Origin of the sequence: Endozoicomonas sp. OPT23 (genome assembly GCF_009653635.1) — a bacterium.
GTDB lineage: Bacteria > Pseudomonadota > Gammaproteobacteria > Pseudomonadales > Endozoicomonadaceae > Endozoicomonas_A.
Window position 1 is genome coordinate 236539 of record NZ_PPFD01000003.1, and the last position, 18631, is coordinate 255169.

The 18631-nt window shown below is 47.4% G+C and carries 16 protein-coding genes; 9 read left to right on the forward strand and 7 right to left on the reverse strand.

Going from position 1 to position 18631, the window contains the following annotated elements:
* Positions 1–294 precede the first annotated feature (294 nt).
* On the reverse strand, positions 295–1659 hold the full coding sequence (gene glpT, locus EOPP23_RS06880) for a glycerol-3-phosphate transporter (protein WP_370514702.1): 1365 nt from the start codon (positions 1657–1659) through the stop codon (positions 295–297).
* 273 nt (positions 1660–1932) lie between these two features.
* Here glpT and EOPP23_RS06885 point away from each other — a divergent pair, with 273 nt between their 5' ends.
* Positions 1933–2760, forward strand: a complete 828-nt coding sequence (locus tag EOPP23_RS06885) for an MIP/aquaporin family protein (protein ID WP_153765233.1) — start codon at positions 1933–1935, stop codon at positions 2758–2760.
* A 74-nt stretch (positions 2761–2834) separates the two neighbouring features.
* Positions 2835–4331: a glycerol kinase GlpK gene (gene glpK / locus EOPP23_RS06890; RefSeq protein ID WP_153765234.1), complete on the forward strand. Its 1497-nt coding sequence runs from the start codon at positions 2835–2837 to the stop codon at positions 4329–4331.
* A 75-nt stretch (positions 4332–4406) separates the two neighbouring features.
* On the opposite strand, the gene EOPP23_RS06895 is transcribed toward glpK, so the two are convergent.
* On the reverse strand, positions 4407–6317 hold the full coding sequence (locus EOPP23_RS06895) for a hypothetical protein (RefSeq protein ID WP_153765235.1): 1911 nt from the start codon (positions 6315–6317) through the stop codon (positions 4407–4409).
* Between the two features lie 262 nt (positions 6318–6579).
* Here EOPP23_RS06895 and EOPP23_RS06900 point away from each other — a divergent pair, with 262 nt between their 5' ends.
* Together EOPP23_RS06900 and EOPP23_RS06905 are read left to right on the forward strand one after the other, a co-directional pair.
* Positions 6580–7362: an AzlC family ABC transporter permease gene (locus EOPP23_RS06900; RefSeq protein WP_228550630.1), complete on the forward strand. Its 783-nt coding sequence runs from the start codon at positions 6580–6582 to the stop codon at positions 7360–7362.
* Positions 7359–7679 carry an AzlD domain-containing protein gene (locus EOPP23_RS06905; RefSeq protein ID WP_153765236.1) on the forward strand — a complete coding sequence of 107 codons (321 nt, stop codon included), beginning with the start codon at positions 7359–7361 and terminating at the stop codon, positions 7677–7679. The genes EOPP23_RS06900 and EOPP23_RS06905 overlap by 4 nt, the downstream gene beginning before the upstream one ends.
* Before the next feature lie 73 nt (positions 7680–7752).
* On the opposite strand, the gene EOPP23_RS06910 is transcribed toward EOPP23_RS06905, so the two are convergent.
* Positions 7753–9261, reverse strand: a complete 1509-nt coding sequence (locus tag EOPP23_RS06910; RefSeq protein ID WP_153765237.1) for an aldehyde dehydrogenase — start codon at positions 9259–9261, stop codon at positions 7753–7755.
* A gap of 248 nt (positions 9262–9509) precedes the next feature.
* Between EOPP23_RS06910 and EOPP23_RS06915 the strand changes: the two genes are divergently transcribed.
* On the forward strand, positions 9510–10154 hold the full coding sequence (locus EOPP23_RS06915; RefSeq protein WP_153765238.1) for a glutathione S-transferase family protein: 645 nt from the start codon (positions 9510–9512) through the stop codon (positions 10152–10154).
* Positions 10155–10229: 75 nt separating this feature from the next.
* Here the strand turns inward: EOPP23_RS06915 and EOPP23_RS06920 are convergent, their stop codons facing one another.
* Both EOPP23_RS06920 and EOPP23_RS06925 read right to left on the reverse strand, forming a co-directional pair.
* Complete coding sequence (locus EOPP23_RS06920) at positions 10230–11669, reverse strand: NAD(P)/FAD-dependent oxidoreductase (RefSeq protein WP_153765239.1); 1440 nt, start codon at positions 11667–11669, stop codon at positions 10230–10232.
* A gap of 103 nt (positions 11670–11772) precedes the next feature.
* A complete protein-coding gene (locus EOPP23_RS06925; RefSeq protein WP_153765240.1) occupies positions 11773–12444 on the reverse strand; it encodes an NUDIX hydrolase in 672 nt (223 codons plus the stop codon).
* Positions 12445–12659: 215 nt separating this feature from the next.
* Between EOPP23_RS06925 and EOPP23_RS06930 the strand changes: the two genes are divergently transcribed.
* Genes EOPP23_RS06930 through EOPP23_RS06940 form a run of 3 tightly spaced genes read left to right on the forward strand, consistent with a single transcriptional unit; the run spans position 12660 to position 15896 of the window.
* Complete coding sequence (locus EOPP23_RS06930) at positions 12660–14057, forward strand: glycosyltransferase family 4 protein (RefSeq protein ID WP_153765241.1); 1398 nt, start codon at positions 12660–12662, stop codon at positions 14055–14057.
* Positions 14058–14059: 2 nt separating this feature from the next.
* Entirely contained in the window at positions 14060–14803 is a 744-nt protein-coding gene (locus tag EOPP23_RS06935; RefSeq protein WP_153765242.1) for a class I SAM-dependent methyltransferase, read from the forward strand.
* The gene (locus EOPP23_RS06940) at positions 14796–15896 is read left to right on the forward strand and encodes a prenyltransferase/squalene oxidase repeat-containing protein (RefSeq protein WP_153765243.1); all 1101 of its coding nucleotides are present in this window, start codon (positions 14796–14798) and stop codon (positions 15894–15896) included. Before EOPP23_RS06935 ends, EOPP23_RS06940 begins: the two co-directional genes overlap by 8 nt.
* 18 nt (positions 15897–15914) lie before the next feature.
* Here the strand turns inward: EOPP23_RS06940 and EOPP23_RS06945 are convergent, their stop codons facing one another.
* Complete coding sequence (locus EOPP23_RS06945) at positions 15915–16544, reverse strand: class I SAM-dependent methyltransferase (RefSeq protein WP_153765244.1); 630 nt, start codon at positions 16542–16544, stop codon at positions 15915–15917.
* 57 nt (positions 16545–16601) lie between these two features.
* On the opposite strand from EOPP23_RS06945, the gene EOPP23_RS21695 reads away from it, so the two are divergent.
* Positions 16602–17324 carry a DapH/DapD/GlmU-related protein gene (locus tag EOPP23_RS21695; RefSeq protein ID WP_370514703.1) on the forward strand — a complete coding sequence of 241 codons (723 nt, stop codon included), beginning with the start codon at positions 16602–16604 and terminating at the stop codon, positions 17322–17324.
* 120 nt (positions 17325–17444) lie between these two features.
* Here EOPP23_RS21695 and EOPP23_RS06955 read toward each other — a convergent pair whose 3' ends face one another.
* Positions 17445–18626: a hypothetical protein gene (locus EOPP23_RS06955; protein ID WP_153765245.1), complete on the reverse strand. Its 1182-nt coding sequence runs from the start codon at positions 18624–18626 to the stop codon at positions 17445–17447.
* Positions 18627–18631: the final 5 nt, after the last annotated feature.

Here is an 18631-nt window from a genome sequence, read left to right on the forward strand (position 1 = left end):
AGCACCAGCTGCCACTATTCACATTCGCCGGAACTATAAGGTGATAAAGTTTGTTAGGTTATGACATGAGTCAAAGTTCAATAAAGTTCGTTTGTTTTCGATAACAAACATAATAATAAAGTTCAAAATCGAACAATTAGCGGAAACCCGTAATTCGCCCCCCGAGTAGAAGATTTTTATGACTAATTTCTGTAATGAAAAAATTTTCACAAAAAATAAAGGGCATAAAAAAACTCTACCACCTCAGCGATAGAGTTTTTTTTAAATCAAGCTACAGTTCAAGCCCGGACTCAGTCAGACAGCTTCAGCAAGAGAAGCCAAACGAGCCTCTTCTCTACGACCATGGCTCATTGACATCGCAAGAAGTATGACAGAAGCAACACAACTGGTGGTCAACAGAATAAATCCACCGTCCCAGCCGTAAGCATCCACTGTGTAGCCAAGAGCAATATTGGCACACACGGCACCACCAAGGTAGCCAAAGAGACCGGTAAGGCCTGCAGCTGTACCCGCAGCCTTCTTAGGCACCAGCTCCAGCGCATAGAGACCAATCAGCATTACAGGTCCGTAAATCAGGAAACCAATCGCAATCAGGGCCAGCATATCAATCGTTGGATTACCGGCCGGGTTGAACCAGTAAACCAGCACAGCAACGGTTACCAGGATCATGAATACGATACCTGCCGGTGCTCGTTTACCATTGAATACCTTGTCTGAAATCCAGCCACATAACAGAGTACCGGGAATACCAGCCCACTCGTACAGGAAGTAAGCCCAGGAAGATTTGTCGACAGTAAAATCTTTAGCTTCGGAAAGATAAGTAGGAGCCCAGTCCAGAACACCGTAACGAATCATGTAGATAAACGCGTTAGCAATCGCAATGTACCAGAGCATTTTGTTTCTGAGGATATACTTGAGGAAGATTTCCTTGGCGCTGAGCTCTTCTTCATGTTTCTCGCTGTAGTTTTCCGGATAATCATTATGATGCTCTTCAATTGAAGGCAACCCGCATGACTGCGGAGTATCTTTCATTACCAGCAGGGTAAAGCCGGCCACGAGAAGCGCCCCCATGGCTGGTACATAGAACGCTGAATGCCAGTCATCGTTAAACAGGTACAAGCCCAGCAGGAATAAAGGTCCGATCAGACCACCACCAATGTTGTGCGCAACGTTCCAGACGGAAACCAAAGAACCACGCTCACCCCTGGACCACCAGTGCACCATTGTCCGGCCACAGGCAGGCCAGCCCATGCCCTGCAACCAGCCGTTCAAGAACAGCAGCACGAACATTGCCGTAATACTGCCTGTCGCCCACGGCGCAAAGCCAAAGGTAAACATGATCAGCGATGAGCCTATCAAACCTGCAGCAAGGAATGCGCGCGGGTTGGACCTGTCCGAAACACTTCCCATCAGGAACTTCGACAGACCATAGGCTATAGAAACAGCAGAGAGCGCAACACCAAGGTCGCCACGACTGTAGCCCATCTCGTTGATCAGATAGGGCATTGCCAGAGAGAAGTTCTTACGAACTAAATAGTAGCCGGCATAACCAAAAAATATGCCCAGGAAAATCTGCCAGCGTAACTTCTTATAAGTGCCATCAACTGCCTCATCGGCCAACCTTGGCTGATGCGGCAATGGCTTAAAAATACCAATCACGTCAATATCCTTACATCAAAAAAGAATATGAGGACCAAAGAAGAAACCGGATCCATACCGATGTCTTCTTTGGTTTCATTACGGGCCGCGATGTTATTTTCTTTTCGTTTTTTTACTATTGATCTGAGACAACAAACACAAACAAACACAAACGAACCTCTTCTAACCAAACCTTGATCTAAATCAACTAGTGCGTGTTGCTCATTTTTGTTCGTTAATGTCACAATCTGTTTGCCATTTACAGGGCTATTGTCGTAACGGGGAAGAAGTACTATGCGTCAATCATTGCTTGGGGAGTGCGTATCGGAATTTATCGGTACCGCATTATTGATCTTTTTTGGTGCAGGTTGTGTCGCAGCACTGGTTGTAGCCGGTGTCGACTTTGGACAATGGGAGATTTCCATCGTCTGGGGTCTCGGGGTCGCCATGGCTATTTACGTCACTGGTGGTGTTTCCGGGGCACACATTAACCCTGCTGTCACCATCGCCCTCTTCGTTCTGAAAGGGTTTGAAAAACACAAAGTTATTCCTTACATCATTGCCCAGATGCTTGGCGCTTTCTTCGCAGCCGCTCTGGTCTACTTCCTTTACAGCAGTCTCTTCATAGAGTTTGAATCCGTTAACGGTATCGTTCGCGGTTCTGAGGCAAGCCTTGCCACTGCCGGCATCTTTTCAACCTACCCGCACCACTTGCTGAGTAATGCTCAGGCGTTTATGGTTGAATTCATGATCACCGCTGTACTGATGGCTGGCATTCTGGCGATTGGTGATGAGAATAACGGCGCTCCAAAAGGCGCTCTGGCAGCAATTGCTATCGGTATCCTGATTGCAGTGATTGGCTCTTCCTTCGGTCCTCTGACCGGCTTTGCCATGAACCCGGCTCGTGACTTCGGCCCTAAACTGTTTGCGTTCTTCGCAGGCTGGGGTGATGTCGCTCTGACCGGTGGTCGCAGCAATCCTTACTTCTGGGTACCTATCGTTGCGCCTGTTCTGGGAGCTCTGGCCGGTGGCTGGACTTACCTGAACCTGCTTGGCAAGCAAATGGAGCCTAAAGAATGCTCCGTAGCCGGCTGCGAACCACGCCTGGCTGAAGCCAAGTAATCAAACAATAAAATTTCCGGAGTGCTGATTTTCACACACGGCACTCCCCCCTCAGGAAAGGAAAGAACAGTACAATGAAAGCCAAATATATTGTTGCACTTGATCAAGGCACTACCAGTTCCCGCGCCATCATCTTCAATCACAGCGGTGATATTGTTGATTCGTCCCAGCGTGAGTTCACTCAGCATTATCCTCAACCAGGCTGGGTTGAGCATGACCCAATGGAAATCTGGGGCACACAAAGCTCTGTACTGACCGAAGTTCTTGCTAAATCCGGTATTCGTTCTGACGAAGTAGCGGCATTGGGTATTACCAACCAGCGTGAAACCACTGTCGTCTGGGATAAGGAAACCGGTCGTCCTATCTACAATGCCATTGTCTGGCAGTGTCGTCGTACCACCGACATTTGCGAACAACTGAAACGTGACGGTCTGGAAGATCATATCCGTGAAACTACCGGCCTGGTTCTTGACGCCTACTTCTCCGGCACCAAAATCAAATGGATTCTGGACAATGTTGAAGGTGCCCGTGAAAAAGCAGACAAAGGTGAGCTGCTGTTCGGTACCATTGATACCTGGCTGACCTGGAAGCTGACCAATGGCCGTTCTCACGTTACTGATGTCACCAACGCTTCCCGTACTATGATTTTTGACATCAACAAGCTGGACTGGGATGAAAAAATGCTGCAGGCATTGCAGATTCCACGCAGCATGTTGCCTGAAGTTAAATCCAGCTCTGAAGTGTATGGCCAGACCAACATTGGCGGTAAAGGCGGAACCCGTATTCCCATCGCCGGTATGGCCGGTGACCAGCAGGCAGCCCTGTTCGGTCAGATGTGTTTCGAAAAAGGCATGGCCAAGAACACTTACGGCACAGGTTGCTTCCTGCTGATGAACACCGGTGAAGAGCCGGTTAAATCACAGAATGGCTTGCTGACTACCATTGCCTGTGGCATTGACGGCAAGGTGACTTACGCTCTGGAAGGTTCAGTCTTCATGGGCGGTGCTTCCGTTCAGTGGCTGCGTGATGAGTTGGGTCTGGTTCGCGATGCGGCGGATACCGAGTACTTCGCCAGCAAGGTAGATGACACTGGCGGTGTTTATGTCGTACCTGCTTTCGTGGGTCTGGGCGCACCTTACTGGGACCCGTATGCACGGGGCGCAATTGTCGGTATGACCCGTGGCTCCAATCGAAACCATATTGTTCGTGCGACACTGGAAGCCATTGCTTACCAGAGTGGCGATCTGCTGAATGCCATGGAACAGGATTCCGGCATCAAGCTGTCTCAGCTGCGAGTAGACGGCGGCGCTGTTAAGAACAACTTCCTGATGCAGTTCCAGTCCGACATTCTCGACACTGACGTGGTTCGCCCTGCGGTTGTTGAAACCACAGCGGCTGGCGCAGCCTATCTGGCAGGTCTGGCTGTAGGCTTCTGGGACAATATGGACGACCTGAAAGAACGTGTTTCTGTCGACAAGGTTTACACCTCTGAAATGACCGAAGAAAAACGCAGCAAACTCTATGTCGGCTGGAAGAAAGCAGTGAAGTGCTCTCAGGTTTGGGCTGAGTAACACTGTCTATTACTTAATTGCCAGACAAGCCCTGCAGGTTTCTTAATCTGCAGGGCTTTTTTTGGTTTATTTACTTTAAAGCTCGGTCATTTCCACGCTGCCAGCAGGCACATTCAGCTGTCCTCCAGAACCACGCAGATATTTACAACCGACTATCACAACAGACACCACAACTACGGTAGCGACCACAGCCACAGGAATAACAGCAAACCAGCCATACTCAGCATCTGGTGAGTCAAGTTTCATACTTGGTTCAGGTTCCGTTTGTGTCGATCCGGGCACACCTTCAGTATCAGTCACAATAACAACGAGAGTTGTTCCCTTTATTTGAAGAGTAGTGCTTGAAAGGCTCCTGCTGTTCGAGTAAACCGAAGCAGAAACAGACGACTTTGCTATGAAAGATGAAGCTGTTGACTGACTATAAGACTGGGTCAACGTAGTAACCAGATTAGCCAGTGATGTTGTGATCGATACAGGACAAGGATCTGTTTGAGGAACCGTGTCGTTTTCTGGCTCCGAGGCCATACCATCGGTATAGAAATAGGTCGAGTTAGAGTATGGCGTCTCAAGAAATAATGTATTAGCCAGATTTGCTGCAGGAGGAGCAGTACAAGCAAACAGATCAACACCCGGCGCATAAATCAATCCAGCCTGCAATTTGTCAATCTGACATTTCTGGCAGTTAGTCTGGTAATGGACCAGATAGGTATTTGTTAAACCCAGGCTTGCCATATCTGAATAATTGCAGCTTTCAAGAGCAAGACAGGGCAATTTTTCATACTGTGCTGTCGTCAGCGCTCCGGTAAAGTTGGTATGGCTGGCAAGATATAAACTATTGGTCGTTTGACTGATTTTTTCAACAGGAAAGACCTGGGTCGCCCACTCAACATCATGAGATGTCAGAACAGCGCCCTCTTTCAAAATAATGGCAGGTAGCTGACTGTCAAAGATCCAAACCAGATTTTCCAGCTGCATGGTACCTGAAACAATCAATGGTTTAGTCGTCACCAGTCTTACTCTACCTTCCTTTCTATCCAGCCCGCTCAGTAGAGTCTGTGGAGGTATGACCATTACATATGGCTCATCTGTACTTCCTGAAGCACTGTCCGAAGCGCTACCTGAACCAGAATAGTCCCCCAGAACAATATCGGGGCAGGGCTGAAAACCGGATGATGAGTCGGAACCGCTACTGGCCACTTCAGCAGAAACAGAGCCAGAACCTGAAGCCCCGAGCGCGCAGGGTAACAGTAGTGCCATTACGCTTTCCGGATTCGACAAGGCCGCATCGAGCTGTTTTCCGTGTAACACCGAGACGAGCCTGTCATAGTAGTATGCGTGCTGGGCAAGCTGCAGTTCGATTTCCCTCATCTCACCGGGTTGAGATACAGCATCTAATATCATGCTCGTATAGTTCTGGCGATCATCAGCTATTGCAGAGAGGTAGGAATGCTTATCAGTGAAAGGTTCCTCATTATTCGGGAAACGGGTACCAAACACTGGAAACAGAGTAAACCCTATTTCGTCATAGGCAACATTGACGTAAAGGTTATAAACAAAGGTATCGACTTCTTCAATAACAGTATCTCTGTTTCCCACCCCCACAAACTGTGAGTGTCGACCAAAGTTTTCCTCACTGTCTTCAATGGCGACCTGCCGTGAATTGATCAATAAAGCTCTTTTACTGGCTCTTCCGTCAGCTATCAATCCAGGGGAGCAACCAGAACTGCAGATATTGATAGCTAGGTCATTTCGGGCATGTTCCGGTAAACGATTATGAAAAAGGTAGTGTGAACCCAGGTAGCAGTTATCCGAGTTAAATACGGGAAGGGTATTTGAAGTATAGGGCTGAGCACAGCGTATCAGTGGCTGTGATGCATACACATAGCAAGGCCCCAGAATTGCGTCGTTCTTAGGGTAGTCATCTGATGCAAAGACGCTGATACAGAGAGTCAAAGCAAGCAGCGAACATATCTTTAGTCTCAACATCTACGAGTACCTGAAGTTTATGGCGCTCCTTCCTTATAAAAAATCACCTTTTTGATCCCTGCTCTCACCATAAAACGAAACTTAGTACTCATTTGTTTTTATGCTAGAAATTATTGCCTGTATTAGACCTATGTACTAGACCCGTACAGCAGGCAGTCATTGAAAAACTGGCGACTTGGCCCCATAAGTGTGTAGACCCATGCCATCGAATATTAAATTACTGTTTGCCGGCCGCAGGCGGGAAAACAGCTTATGAATTCGTATGTCTGGGTACTTATCAACGCCTATAAGTCAGAATAAAAATATCTACGTGGTAACCATGAACTCCATAAACCTTAACCAGGATGTTGTCCGCATTCCTGACCGGCAACTGGTGGTTAAGGCCATCTTTGATGTTATGCCGTTGTCACTGGCTGTCATTCCCTGGGGAATGCTCTGCGGTTCTCTGGCGATAGAAGCCGGGCTTACACCTTTACAGGCTCAATTTATGTCCCTGATTGTTTTTGCCGGTGCAGCTCAACTGGCAGGTGTCAGTATTATCTCTGCAGGTGGTTCAATCGTGTCGCTGTTTACCACCACGGCAGTGATCAGCTCAAGGCACCTTCTTTATTCTGCGGTGCTCAAGCATGAAATCAGAAAACTGCCCTTGCGCTGGCGCGCTCCCCTCGCCTTTGTCCTGACCGATGAAATGTTTGCTGTGGCACACGCTTTCAGAGAGGAGCACGGTTACTTCAGCCCACTCTATGCATTGGTGGCCGGTATTGGTTTTGGTGTGATCTGGAATGTCTCAACACTGGTTGGCATTGTTGCCGGGGCAAGCATTCCGAATCTTGATTCTCTGGGGTTGGAATTTGCCATTGCTGCAACTTTTATCGCTCTGGTTATTCCAGCAATTAAAAGTAAGCCTGTTTTGATGTCGGTAGTAGTCAGTGGTCTTACGATTATTGGCTGCAATCTTCTGAGCATTGGCAACAGCCTTATGATTGCCGCCTTTGCAGGAATGACTGCCGGCTACATCACGGAGCAATGGGGAAATGAATCATGAGTCATATATGGCCAGCATTGATCGGAATGGCAGTGATTACCTTCTCATGTCGCTATGCGTTTTTTGCTCACTCCTTTGAACTGAAGTTGCCTGAACCCATCGAAAAGGCTCTGAAATATGCGGCACCAGCTGTTTTAACCGCCATGTGGGTACCGATTGTTTTCATGCAGGAAAACAGAACCCTGACAACCGACCTGACCGACCCGTTTCTGGTAGCAGGTGTCCTGACTCTGCTGCTTGCTCTGTTTATCAAACGGACATTGCTGGTCGTGTTTCTGGGAATGGCGGCTTTTCTATTATTAAAGCTGTATCAATAAGCTCTGACAGAAAGCGCTGAATTACACATATATTAAGCATTTGCCCGCGTATAACGGGCAAATCTCAAACAGCCTAAACCAGGTTAATCCATACGGCTTTAAACTCTGTGTACTTGTCAAAAGCATGAGCTGACTTATCACGGCCAAAACCTGATTGTTTAAAGCCACCTACTGGCGAAGAAATGTCACCATGGTCATGGCTGTTAACCCAGATCACGCCAGCCTGAATAGCCTTTGCTGCCTTTTCCATTTTCAGTAAGTTGCTGGTCCAGATAGCCGCCCCCAAACCGTAAACCGTACTATTGGCTACTTCAATTGCCTGATCAAGATCATCTACTGTAATCACTGACAGGACAGGACCAAAGATTTCTTCTTTAGCGATAGCCATCTCTGCTGAAACTTCGGTAAAGATGGTGGGTTCCAGATAACAGTTACCCGTCAATTTATCCGGGAATGGCTCTGCCTTAGTGCCACCGGTTACCAACCTTGCCCCCTGCTCTTTACCCAGATCAATATATTGAGCGACATTGTTCAGGTGGCTGGCATCCACCAGTGGCCCGATCTCTGTTTCAGGATCAAGCGGGTCTCCCTGACGAAGGCTAGCAACTCTTTCCAACACTTTTACCATCAAGGCATCTTTTATTGAGCTCTCGACAATCAAGCGTGAACCCGCGTTACAAATCTGCCCCTGATTAGAGAAAGCTCCGATCACGATGCCGTCAGCCGCTTTATCAAGATCGGGCGCATCAGCCAGAACAATATTCGGTGTTTTGCCGCCGCACTCCAGTGACACTCTTTTCAGATTGGACTGCCCTGCGTACTGCATATACAAACCACCAACACGGGTGGAACCAGTAAAGGCCAGTGCATCCACATCCATATGCAAACCGAGCGCTTTACCTGCTGTATGTCCGTAGCCGGGAACCACATTGAACACACCATCAGGAATACCTGCTTCAGTGGCCAGTGCGGCAATTCTCAAGGCAGTCAACGAGGACTGTTCTGAAGGTTTCAGCACTACAGAATTACCCGCGGCCAGTGCCGGAGCTAATTTCCAGCAGGCAATCATCAGCGGGTAGTTCCAGGGCACGATGGCAGCTACAACACCCAGCGGAACACGATGAATACGAGTCACAGAATTTGGATGAGTTGGAGCAATCTCGTCGTACAGTTTATCGACCAGTTCAGCGTACCAGCTGACACATTCCACCGAACCGGGCAGGTTCATGGTTGAACTGTCACTGATGGTCATCCCCATATCCAGAGACTCAGTTACTGCTAGCTCATCACTGTGTTGTTCGATTAATTGTGCAAACTTCAGCAGTACTTTTTTGCGCTGCTTTGGGCTCTGGTTTGACCAGGCACCGGCTTCAAAGGCGCCTCTTGCAGCTTTCACCGCCAGATCAATATCCGCTTCATCACAGGAGGCAATAGATGTCAGTACCTTGCCATCCCGAGGCGAGATAACCTCCATGGTTTCACCGGACAAGGCATCACAGTACTGACCATTAATGTAAGCCTGTCGTGCAAATGCCAGTTGCTCGGACTGCTTCAGCCAATAGGAATAATTTTTTTCAGACATAACCTAAACCAACTGATGAATTGCGTCGTATAGATGAGTGTGTAGACACACGCAATCGAATATTAAATGGCTGCTTGCCCACCGTAGATGGGCAAGCAGCTTATGGTTTCGTATGCCTGTGCGCTTACAGTGGATCAGTGCAGATTGATGAATTGCACTTGAAAAATCAATAAGTTGGCATCATTGTGCTACATAAAGCGGCATAGCGAAATGCCGGACAACTCAACAGAATACTAGCGGAGCAGTGCATGGAATTATTTTCCCTACCTGTAAGCACTTACAGCAGCAAGGTTCGCCTGCTGCTGGAACTGAAAGGGATCGACTACACTGCAGCGCCACCTCCCGGAGGTTACAGTACTCCGGAATATATGCAGCTGGTACCACTGGGTACGATTCCGGCGATTCGGGTTGAGGAAGAGTACTTGTCTGAATCCGATGTCATCATGGAATACATCGAAGAGCTGCACCCTGAAAAGCCAATGCTCAGAGGCACAGCCCTTGAGCGGGCAAAGCATCGTTTTCTGGCTCGTTACCATGACCTGTGGCTGGAACCGCATCTGCGCAGAACCTTTGCTCATATGGATCCGGCGACACAAGACGAAGCTGAGCTGAACGCTCATCTGGACAAGTTCGAAGAACGCCTGCAAAAGCTGGAAGAACTCTTCGAACCACAGCCGTTTATGATTGCTAGTGAAATCGGTTATGCCGATTGTGCGTTTCCACCAACCATTGCCCTGGCAGAAATTCTTTTCCCTGTATTTGGTCGTGAATTGAAGCTGGGGCCAAAGACTGCTACCTGGTACAAGGCTGTAATGACAGATGAAACGGTGAACCGTGTGGTCACTGAAGGTGTTCAGGCGACTCTGGACTGGATGAATGCCGGTGGCGGCTGACCGATATTGATTAAAAGAGTGCTGTCGTTATGTTATGGCTGCACTCAGCCTTTCAAACAGCCAGAAATAATACTGCTAGTCAGAATGACTTCTGACGGGAAAATACCTGTTAATAACACTGTCTGCATGCTCCCATACATCAACCGTATTGTGAGAACCGGCAATCGCTGCTCCAACATAGTAAGTACTGTTTCGTCCCTGCAAGTGATTAAGGTGGGAATAAAAACCATTTCTTATCGCTTCTGTACTGACTGTTAAGCCATAAGGGCTGTGGTTAACAGATCTTTCGTGATGAACCACCGTCATGCTAGTGCGCTCTTCACCAAAGTTAAGGCTTTCAATGTCATGCCTTATCTGTTTTTCAACAGACCCTCTGGACATACCATTTGTCGCGCCAAAAGTAATACTAAACTCATTTTTAAATTGTGTAGGCTGAACCTTGTAGATCCCAGGGATTTTTACAGCATTGACTCCAGAAACCATATTTAAATTAACAAGTTCTTCATCAGCACCCAGCCAAAAGATTTTTAATATCACTGTCCAATAGTCATGGCTTTGAAATTGCGCGAATAGATCCCGCTCTACCTCGTCCAATGCAAGCCACTTTAAATTACTCAGAATAGGAGGAATCGAAACAACCAGTTTTTTACAACTGAAGTTTACTTTCTTATCAATTTTTATAGCCTCTATATCTATCCTGCTACCAATACCACCGTTTCTCGATAATTGAATCCGGTTTGATTTTTTTAAACTCGTATTAGTGTGAAAGTTTTCTTCACCAAGGTGATTTTTTATTTTTTTATAAATGGCATCCATCCCACCTTCAGGTACTAAACATTTCTTCGAATTTATCGATTCTATCTCTGCAACTGAAAGGTTACTCAGTAAATAAAGTGCTGGCAGCTGCTCTATATTTCCGAACCCGTTCAGGTGATGCAACGGTATTGCAAAAGATACATCCAGACCATTATTTTCCAGGTAATCACCTGTATTGAGGAGTAAATCTTCAAGAAGAGCTTCAGGTAAATTAACGCCTAGGGAGAACAGACTTTCAAACCTGGCAAGACTGCTCTTATAATTTCCGCCTGGAGACCACCATTCACTCCAGGAGGGCTTACTATTTTCCATTACCAAGCCTCTACTGAAATCCACATAAATCGTATTTAATGTTTTTTCAGGAAGTGCCTGCATGGGTATCTCAAGCTGACGGGAAAGCTCTTCCACGAAAGGCTTATTTGTTAAATAACGTTCACCAAGAGGCTGATATTTGTTGCCTTTTCTATAGTAAGTGTTTGTATTTCCTCCTACTCGAGGTGCTTTCTCCAGAACGGCAACACTGTAACCTCTCTGCTTTAGTTTAAACGCGGAATACATTCCTGAAGCTCCCGCCCCAACAATGCAAACATCTTTTATAGAATCTTGATTCGCTATTACATTCGCTGTCTGAATAAAAGCCATCAGCAGGGAAAATAAAATCACACACTGTTTTATGTATCTGGCCAAAAAGCGGTGCATGGATCGAGCTCTTATTTAATATGTGTAGCGCCACAATATAGACCTTTATTTATCCGCTACTTCAAAAAAATTCGCTATCAAATAAGACTCTTCCTCTATTAATTCAGCACTCATAATTCCAACATTGCTCTGACAGCTGACAACGGTGTTTAGGCCCGTCTGCTTCCGTATTACCAGATTGATAACCTGAATCACCTTCATAAAGCATAATCATGACATTGTCTTTCATCACTGCACGAGGTTCAAATAACTGTAAAGGTCTGTTGTCAGCCCAGGCCAAAAGGTTGTTAACGCTCTCAAAACGACTGATTTGAGTCAGAGTCACCAGCGTCGGCGGCATTATTTTTATCGTGCCATTATGGTGCGACTCTATAGCCTTAGCTGCTGGCAACCATTGATGGTCAACGATCTCACTGCCATCTATCGCAACATCATCACCTTTAGATGATGCCAGATAAAATGTGGTATCAAATCGTTTGGGCGTAATTGCTGGGGCAATCCAGCGAGACAAAAGCACCAAAGCTGTCTCACGAACTTCCACGCCGCATTCTTCAAACGTTTCTCGAACAGCGCATTTTCTGAAGACATCATCAGAAACGGCTTCGTCAGTCAGACCATCCTTTTCTTCTACAGCTCCACCAGGAAAAACCCAGTGGGCAGGAAGAAAGCTACTCTCGGGGTTACGCTTCAGCAAAAGAACTTCTGGCCCCTGCTCCGAATCTTGAACCAGAACCAGTGTTGCTGCCAGCCTGAGTTCAGCAGTTTCCTTTGCCATTATTCCATCCCTTTTCGTAGCATTGATCGATCTATCTTTATTGATGCCTCCTTGTTAAGCCACCTCTGACGTAAAAATTCAATGTCTTAATTTGTAACATTATGTGTTATTTTCTTTTTTCCTACTGGCCTCAGGAAGTCATGGCCAGAAGTATAAACAGGGATAAAGCTCCCATTGGGAGAGAATCAGGTTGACTGACAGGTTTCAGTAACAGCATGTCCATACAAGAAAAAGCACCTAACAACCTAACAGTAACAATCCCTGATGCTATTGGCTCCGCCTCAAACAGCCGTGTTTCAGAGAGCTATGCTTCACAAAGCTCTGCTTCAAAGCCATTGAACATCTGTCTTCTGGGTTATCGCAGCCATCCATACGTCGGCGGTCAGGGAATTTATCTCAAGTATCTCAGCAAGGCTCTGGTTGAAGCCGGTCACACTGTTGATGTTATATCCGGCCCTCCCTATCCGGAGCTGGATGCACGAGTTCGGCTGATTGAAATGCCAAGCCTGGATTTGTTCAACGAAGAAAGTCATATAAAAGCCTTGAGACCAAAACATCTGAAGTCATGGTCTGATTTCTATGAATGGTGGTCCATGGCTACTGGCGGCTTTGCCGAGCCCTATACCTTTGCCCGCAGAGTGGCAAAATACCTGAAGAAAACACCCCATCACTACGACATTATTCACGACAACCAGTGCCTTGGTTATGGCCTTCTGGATATCGAGAAACAGGGTACGCCTGTTGTGGCGACAGTTCATCATCCTATTACTCGTGACCGACAACTGGCGCTGGATGCCTGCCCTGACTGGGGCATGAGACTGCTGACCAAACGCTGGTATTCGTTTCTGGGGATGCAGAAAGAAGTCGTTCAGAAACTTTCCAATATCGTCACCGTTTCTGAACAATCCCGAAAAGATATTTCCGAAGCTTTTGATCGCTCTGAACAAGACATTGAGCTGGTATTTAACGGTATCGATACCGATGAGTTCAAACCATTACCAGAGATCAGTCGTAAGCCTTTCCGGTTGATGACCACAGCTTCTGCCGACCAGCCACTGAAGGGCCTGAAGTTTCTTCTCGAAGCCATTGCTCAACTGAAGCCAAAATATCCGGAGATGGAACTGCTGGTTGTTGGCAAGCTCAAAGAGGGCGGTCAGACAGAGATTCAACTAAAAGAACTGGGTCTTGAGGTTTCCGTTAAGTTCGTGTCAGGCATATCAACTCAGGAAATGGTAGAGCATTACGCCGAAGCATCCATTGCTGTATCGCCTTCTCTTTATGAAGGATTCGGCCTGCCTGCAGGCGAAGCCATGTCCTGCGGCTGTGCCATGGTTTCCTCTGATGGTGGCGCACTGCCAGAAGTGGTCGGTGACGCTGGTATCGTCGTTCCTGCTGGTAACAGCAAGGCTTTGGCTGACGCTATCGGTCATCTGCTCAGTAATCCGGAACTGATTACCGAACTGGGACAGAAAGGCAGAACCCGTATTCTGGAAACCTTCTGCTGGAAAGTTGCAGCCCGACAATTTGCTCAATACTACCAACGCATTATCGAAAACCGGACAGCAGATCAGGCTGACAATGGTTTTTCATCACCCCAGATTAAAACGGCCTGAGCATGCAAACCATAGATTTCAGTCGACTGCAGTTAACCGACGGTGACCGTGTGCTTGATGTAGGCTGCGGCGAAGGCCGTCACTCCATTGGCGCATGGCTGGAAGCCGATGTTGATGTAACCGGTATCGATCTTTCCGAGAAAGATCTGGCAACAGCCGAAGAACGTAAAGAAGACGCCAGACCATGGCTGAATGGTGATGACAGCCGTCGCTCACTCAGTTTTCAACAGGCCGATGCCACGAAATTGCCTTTTGAAGATCACAGTTTTGATAAGGTGGTCTGCTCGGAAGTACTTGAACATATTCCTGATTATCAGGCGGTTCTTAAAGAAATAAGACGTGTTCTTAAGCCTGGCGGCCTGCTGGCTATCAGTGTGCCCAGAGCCTGGCCGGAAGAGATCTGCTGGCGCCTCAGTAAGGAATATCATCAGGTCGAAGGCGGTCATATTCGTATCTTCAATGCCCTGCATCTGCAGCGGGAAATAGAAGCCTTTGGCTGGAAACGTTATGCCCGACACTGGGCTCATGCCCTGCACTCGCCCTATTGGTGGTTGAAGTGCTGGAAATGGGAACAGCCTTCAAAACTGGTGGATAACTATCACAAATTGCTGGTTTGGGATTTGATGGAAAAACCATGGATCACCCAAACCGCTGAAAAACTTCTTGATCCGGTACTGGGCAAGAGTGTGGTGATGTATTTCCGTTTTCAGCACAGTCTGGCTTCCGAGGACTCTGCTCATGGATAATCTGCTGCTGACCAAAGGGCTTTTTCCTCAACAGTTTCTTAATCAGTCTGCTGAATTTATTCTCTCGATTCAGCAGGCCGATGGCAGTATCCCATGGTTTAAGGGCGGCAAGCTGGACCCGTGGGACCATATTGAAGCCGCCATGGGGCTGAGCATTACCGGTTACCATGAACAGGCTGAGCGTGCTTATCAGTGGTTGAAAGAGCAACAACTGGACGATGGTAGCTGGTATGCCAACTATGTGGATGGTATTCCGGTCGACAGCGACAAAAAAGAAACTAACTTTGTCGCTTATATTGCCACCGGCGCCTGGCATCATTATCTGATTACAGAGAACAGAGCCTTTCTCGCTGACCTCTGGCCTGTGATTGAAAAAGCCATTGGTTTTGTTTTACGACAACAAGCACCAACGGGTGAAATCTACTGGGCTGTGAAAGCCAATGGCAACCCGGAACGTGAAGATGCACTGATTACTGGCTGCTCATCACTGCTGAAAAGCCTCGAATGCGCGATTCATATTGCCGATGCTCTGGGAAGAAGCTCAACCAACTGGCGAGACAGCTGGCATAAACTGGCAAGAGCCCTGAAGTATCAGCCTGAATGTTTTGACCGAACGTGGGAGAGTAAAGAGCGCTTTTCCATGGACTGGTTCTATCCCATTCTTGGCGGAGTCTTCAGAGGTCAGGAAGCCAGAGACCGCATTAACGAACGCTGGGACACTTTTGTCAGAAAAGACATGGGCTGTTGCTGCGTCAGCGATGAACCCTGGGTCACCATTGCCGAGTCCTGTGAGCTGACCATGGCATTGTTGGCGGCAGATGAAAAGAAGAAGGCCATGATGGTTTACAGCTGGCTCCATAACTGGCGCGACAGTGATGGTGGTTACTGGACGGGTTATCAATACGCCGACAAGGTAATCTGGCCCATTGAGAAAACCAGCTGGACGGCAGGCGCCATTATTCTTGCAGCGGATGCTCTGACGGAACATACCGCCGCATCGAGTATTTTCCTTGAATCAGGGCTTGAGATAGAGCCTGTTGAACTGCCAGCTAATGAAGCCATAGCTGACAGTTCAGTAGTCGCCGTTAACTAGCAGCGACGAAGTTATCAATTAGCGACGACGAAAAAGCCCAAGGGTATTAACCATAGGCAGCTCTTCAAATAGTCCGGAAGCTTTTGCCAGCTTCCAGATATTGTAGGGCGCCTGACCACCGTCTTCAGGGTTGGGGAAAATATCGTGAATGGCCAGAATGCCTCCGGGCTTGATGTGAGTTACCCAGCTACGGAAATCAGTCTGGGCCGCTTCTTCACTATGGCCACCATCGATAAAGACCATACCCAGAGGCGTTGCCCAGTGACGGGAAGCGACTGCCGAGGAGGACACGACAGGGACAACGGTGTCGTCCAGCTTTGCTTCTCTCATGGTGGTTCTGAACGCTTTGAAACTGTCCATCAGTCGCAGCTGCTGATCATAGAGGTCACTGTCATGGTATTCCTCGCCAAACTGATGTTCTTCCGAGCCCCGGTGATGATCAACAGCGTAGAGAACACTGTTGTTTTGCTGGCAGGCGGTACCCAGGTAAACCGTAGATTTACCGCAATAACTGCCTATCTCGAGACAAGGCCCTAAACAGCTGGCTTCAAGGGCATAGTTATACAAGGCTTCCCCTTCGTCATGGGCCAGAAAACCTTTTACTGCATCAATGTCTACTGGAAGATTGAATGAAAGAGTCAGAGGCATAAATCATTTTTCTTGTTTGTGATCGTTTACAAATAATAACAAAATCAGGCTGCTGTCGTGCGAAGAAATCATCAGCCTTACTGGCTTAAGGCACTGAACAATCGCTGGAACCGTTTTTACGTCAAACACTGGTTCAGCAAACACTTTGACCATCTGGGAAAATGTCCGATGGTACTAAACCCAAGATCAGCCGAAATCTTTGGTCACAACATCAGAGTCGGTGATTTTGTCCACCTGATCAGCGAACGCTGGAATCCGGTTCGCCTGACCAGCTGGAGTGGCAAAGGCATTCAGGGAGATATCTCCATCGGTGACTACTGTCTTATATCTCCGGGGACGACCATTGCTTCTGCTGCCAGCATCACCATCGGTAACAACTGTATGTTTGCCGCTGACTGTTATATCTCCGACAGTGACTGGCATGGGCTCTACAACCGCTTACGGCCTTTTCGCTGCACCAAACCCGTAGTGCTGGAAGATAATGTCTGGCTGGGCCATGGAGTGAGAGTGGGGAAAGGAGTCACCATCGGTGAAAACAGCGTGGTAGCAGCTGGCGCAGTTGTGGTTAAGGATGTGCCCGCTAATGTGGTGGTTGGCGGGAATCCGGCAAAGATCATTAAAGAGTTAAACCCTGAACGACGAATGTTAAAACGAGAGTTACTGTTCAGTCAGGGAGAGTATTATCTGGAGCAGATGGATGAGCTGGATAAATATATGATGGCGGATAACTCTTCTTTGGGCTGGATAAAGAGTTTGCTATTTCCTGATAAAAACACCTGATTTTCAAACAATTCTTGAAAAAAGTCTTTTAAAACAGCCTCTGAAAACAGCTTTTAAAACGATAAAGGCAGCCATAATCAGCTGCCTTTGTTGGTTTAAAAGATTCGTTTATCTGTTTGTTTATTTAGCAGACACTCTCCAGATACCGACAAAGTCAGGTACCAGATTTTCTTGTTCGCCATTCTGTTTCATCAGCTTTTCAATGCCTTCATCCAGTCTGTATTCAGTCTCGGTGTTCAACTCTCCGAAGGGGATTGAGGCTATGGCGGTAACAACAGGGTTGTCATGTGTCATTGCGAATGAAATATTCAGGTAGCCGTGCTGGTCAGCACTGACAGTGAAAAACTGATATTTCTGTTTGCCCTTGAATGCCAGCAGAAAAACCTGATTCCTGTTCTTTTCTGCATAGTCCAGAGCCGTTGCGATAATGGATCTGCTTACCGAGTTGCTCTTCTCTGTTTTTAACAAAACTGTTTCAGTCACACTGCCAAGTTGCAGTGTTTGATCACCGGCTACTTTGGCGAACTCTTCAGCCATTTTATTTATATCGTTACGGCTGTTCTGTATAGAGTCAGATGTTTTCACATCACCAATAAACTCCACCAGCTGCTTTACTTCCGGCTCACGATAACTGCTGCCGACATAGTCAACGTTGTAGAGTGCCATTCTGCCATTTGCTGCTTCAATATGATTCAGGAAGGTCTGTGTATAAGCCGGAATAAATGGGCTTTCTGTAGCTCCATCTAAGTTTGAGCTCCAGAGGCTACCCAGACCAATGCCGCTTCTTGCGAAAGATGAGAGTGCTCGTCCGATACTCCAGGCACTGTCCCAACCAAAACCATCGCTCTCCACTCGAGCCTTGGCAATGCCTTCATTAAACTGACGGCCGAACTCGATGGCTTTAAAGCCGTACCAGAGGCGGTCAGTAGAGAGATTACCTTCACTTTTGAGGAACGTGTAAGCAGCAATAAGGTGGCCAAGCTGTGTATCACTCAGTAGTGGCTGTTTTGCCCAGGCTTCAACGATAACAGGCTCAACAGTTCCATTAGCCCTGATTGCGCTAGCTCTTTGTAGAACGCTCTCATGCCAGGGTGAAAGGTCAGATAGAGACAGGTTCTCCTGATAACCTTCAGACTTCTCTTCAAGCTTGTTATGGACAGTAAAACGAGCGAATTCAACAGTATCATAAAGACTTGGCGCAGGTTCAGGTGTACCCATGAAGTAAGTCCAGGGACTGGCAATGGCCAGCGAAGACAGCAGGCTAAAAGCGATAGCAATAAAGGTATTCGTAGTTTTTCTCATGATCA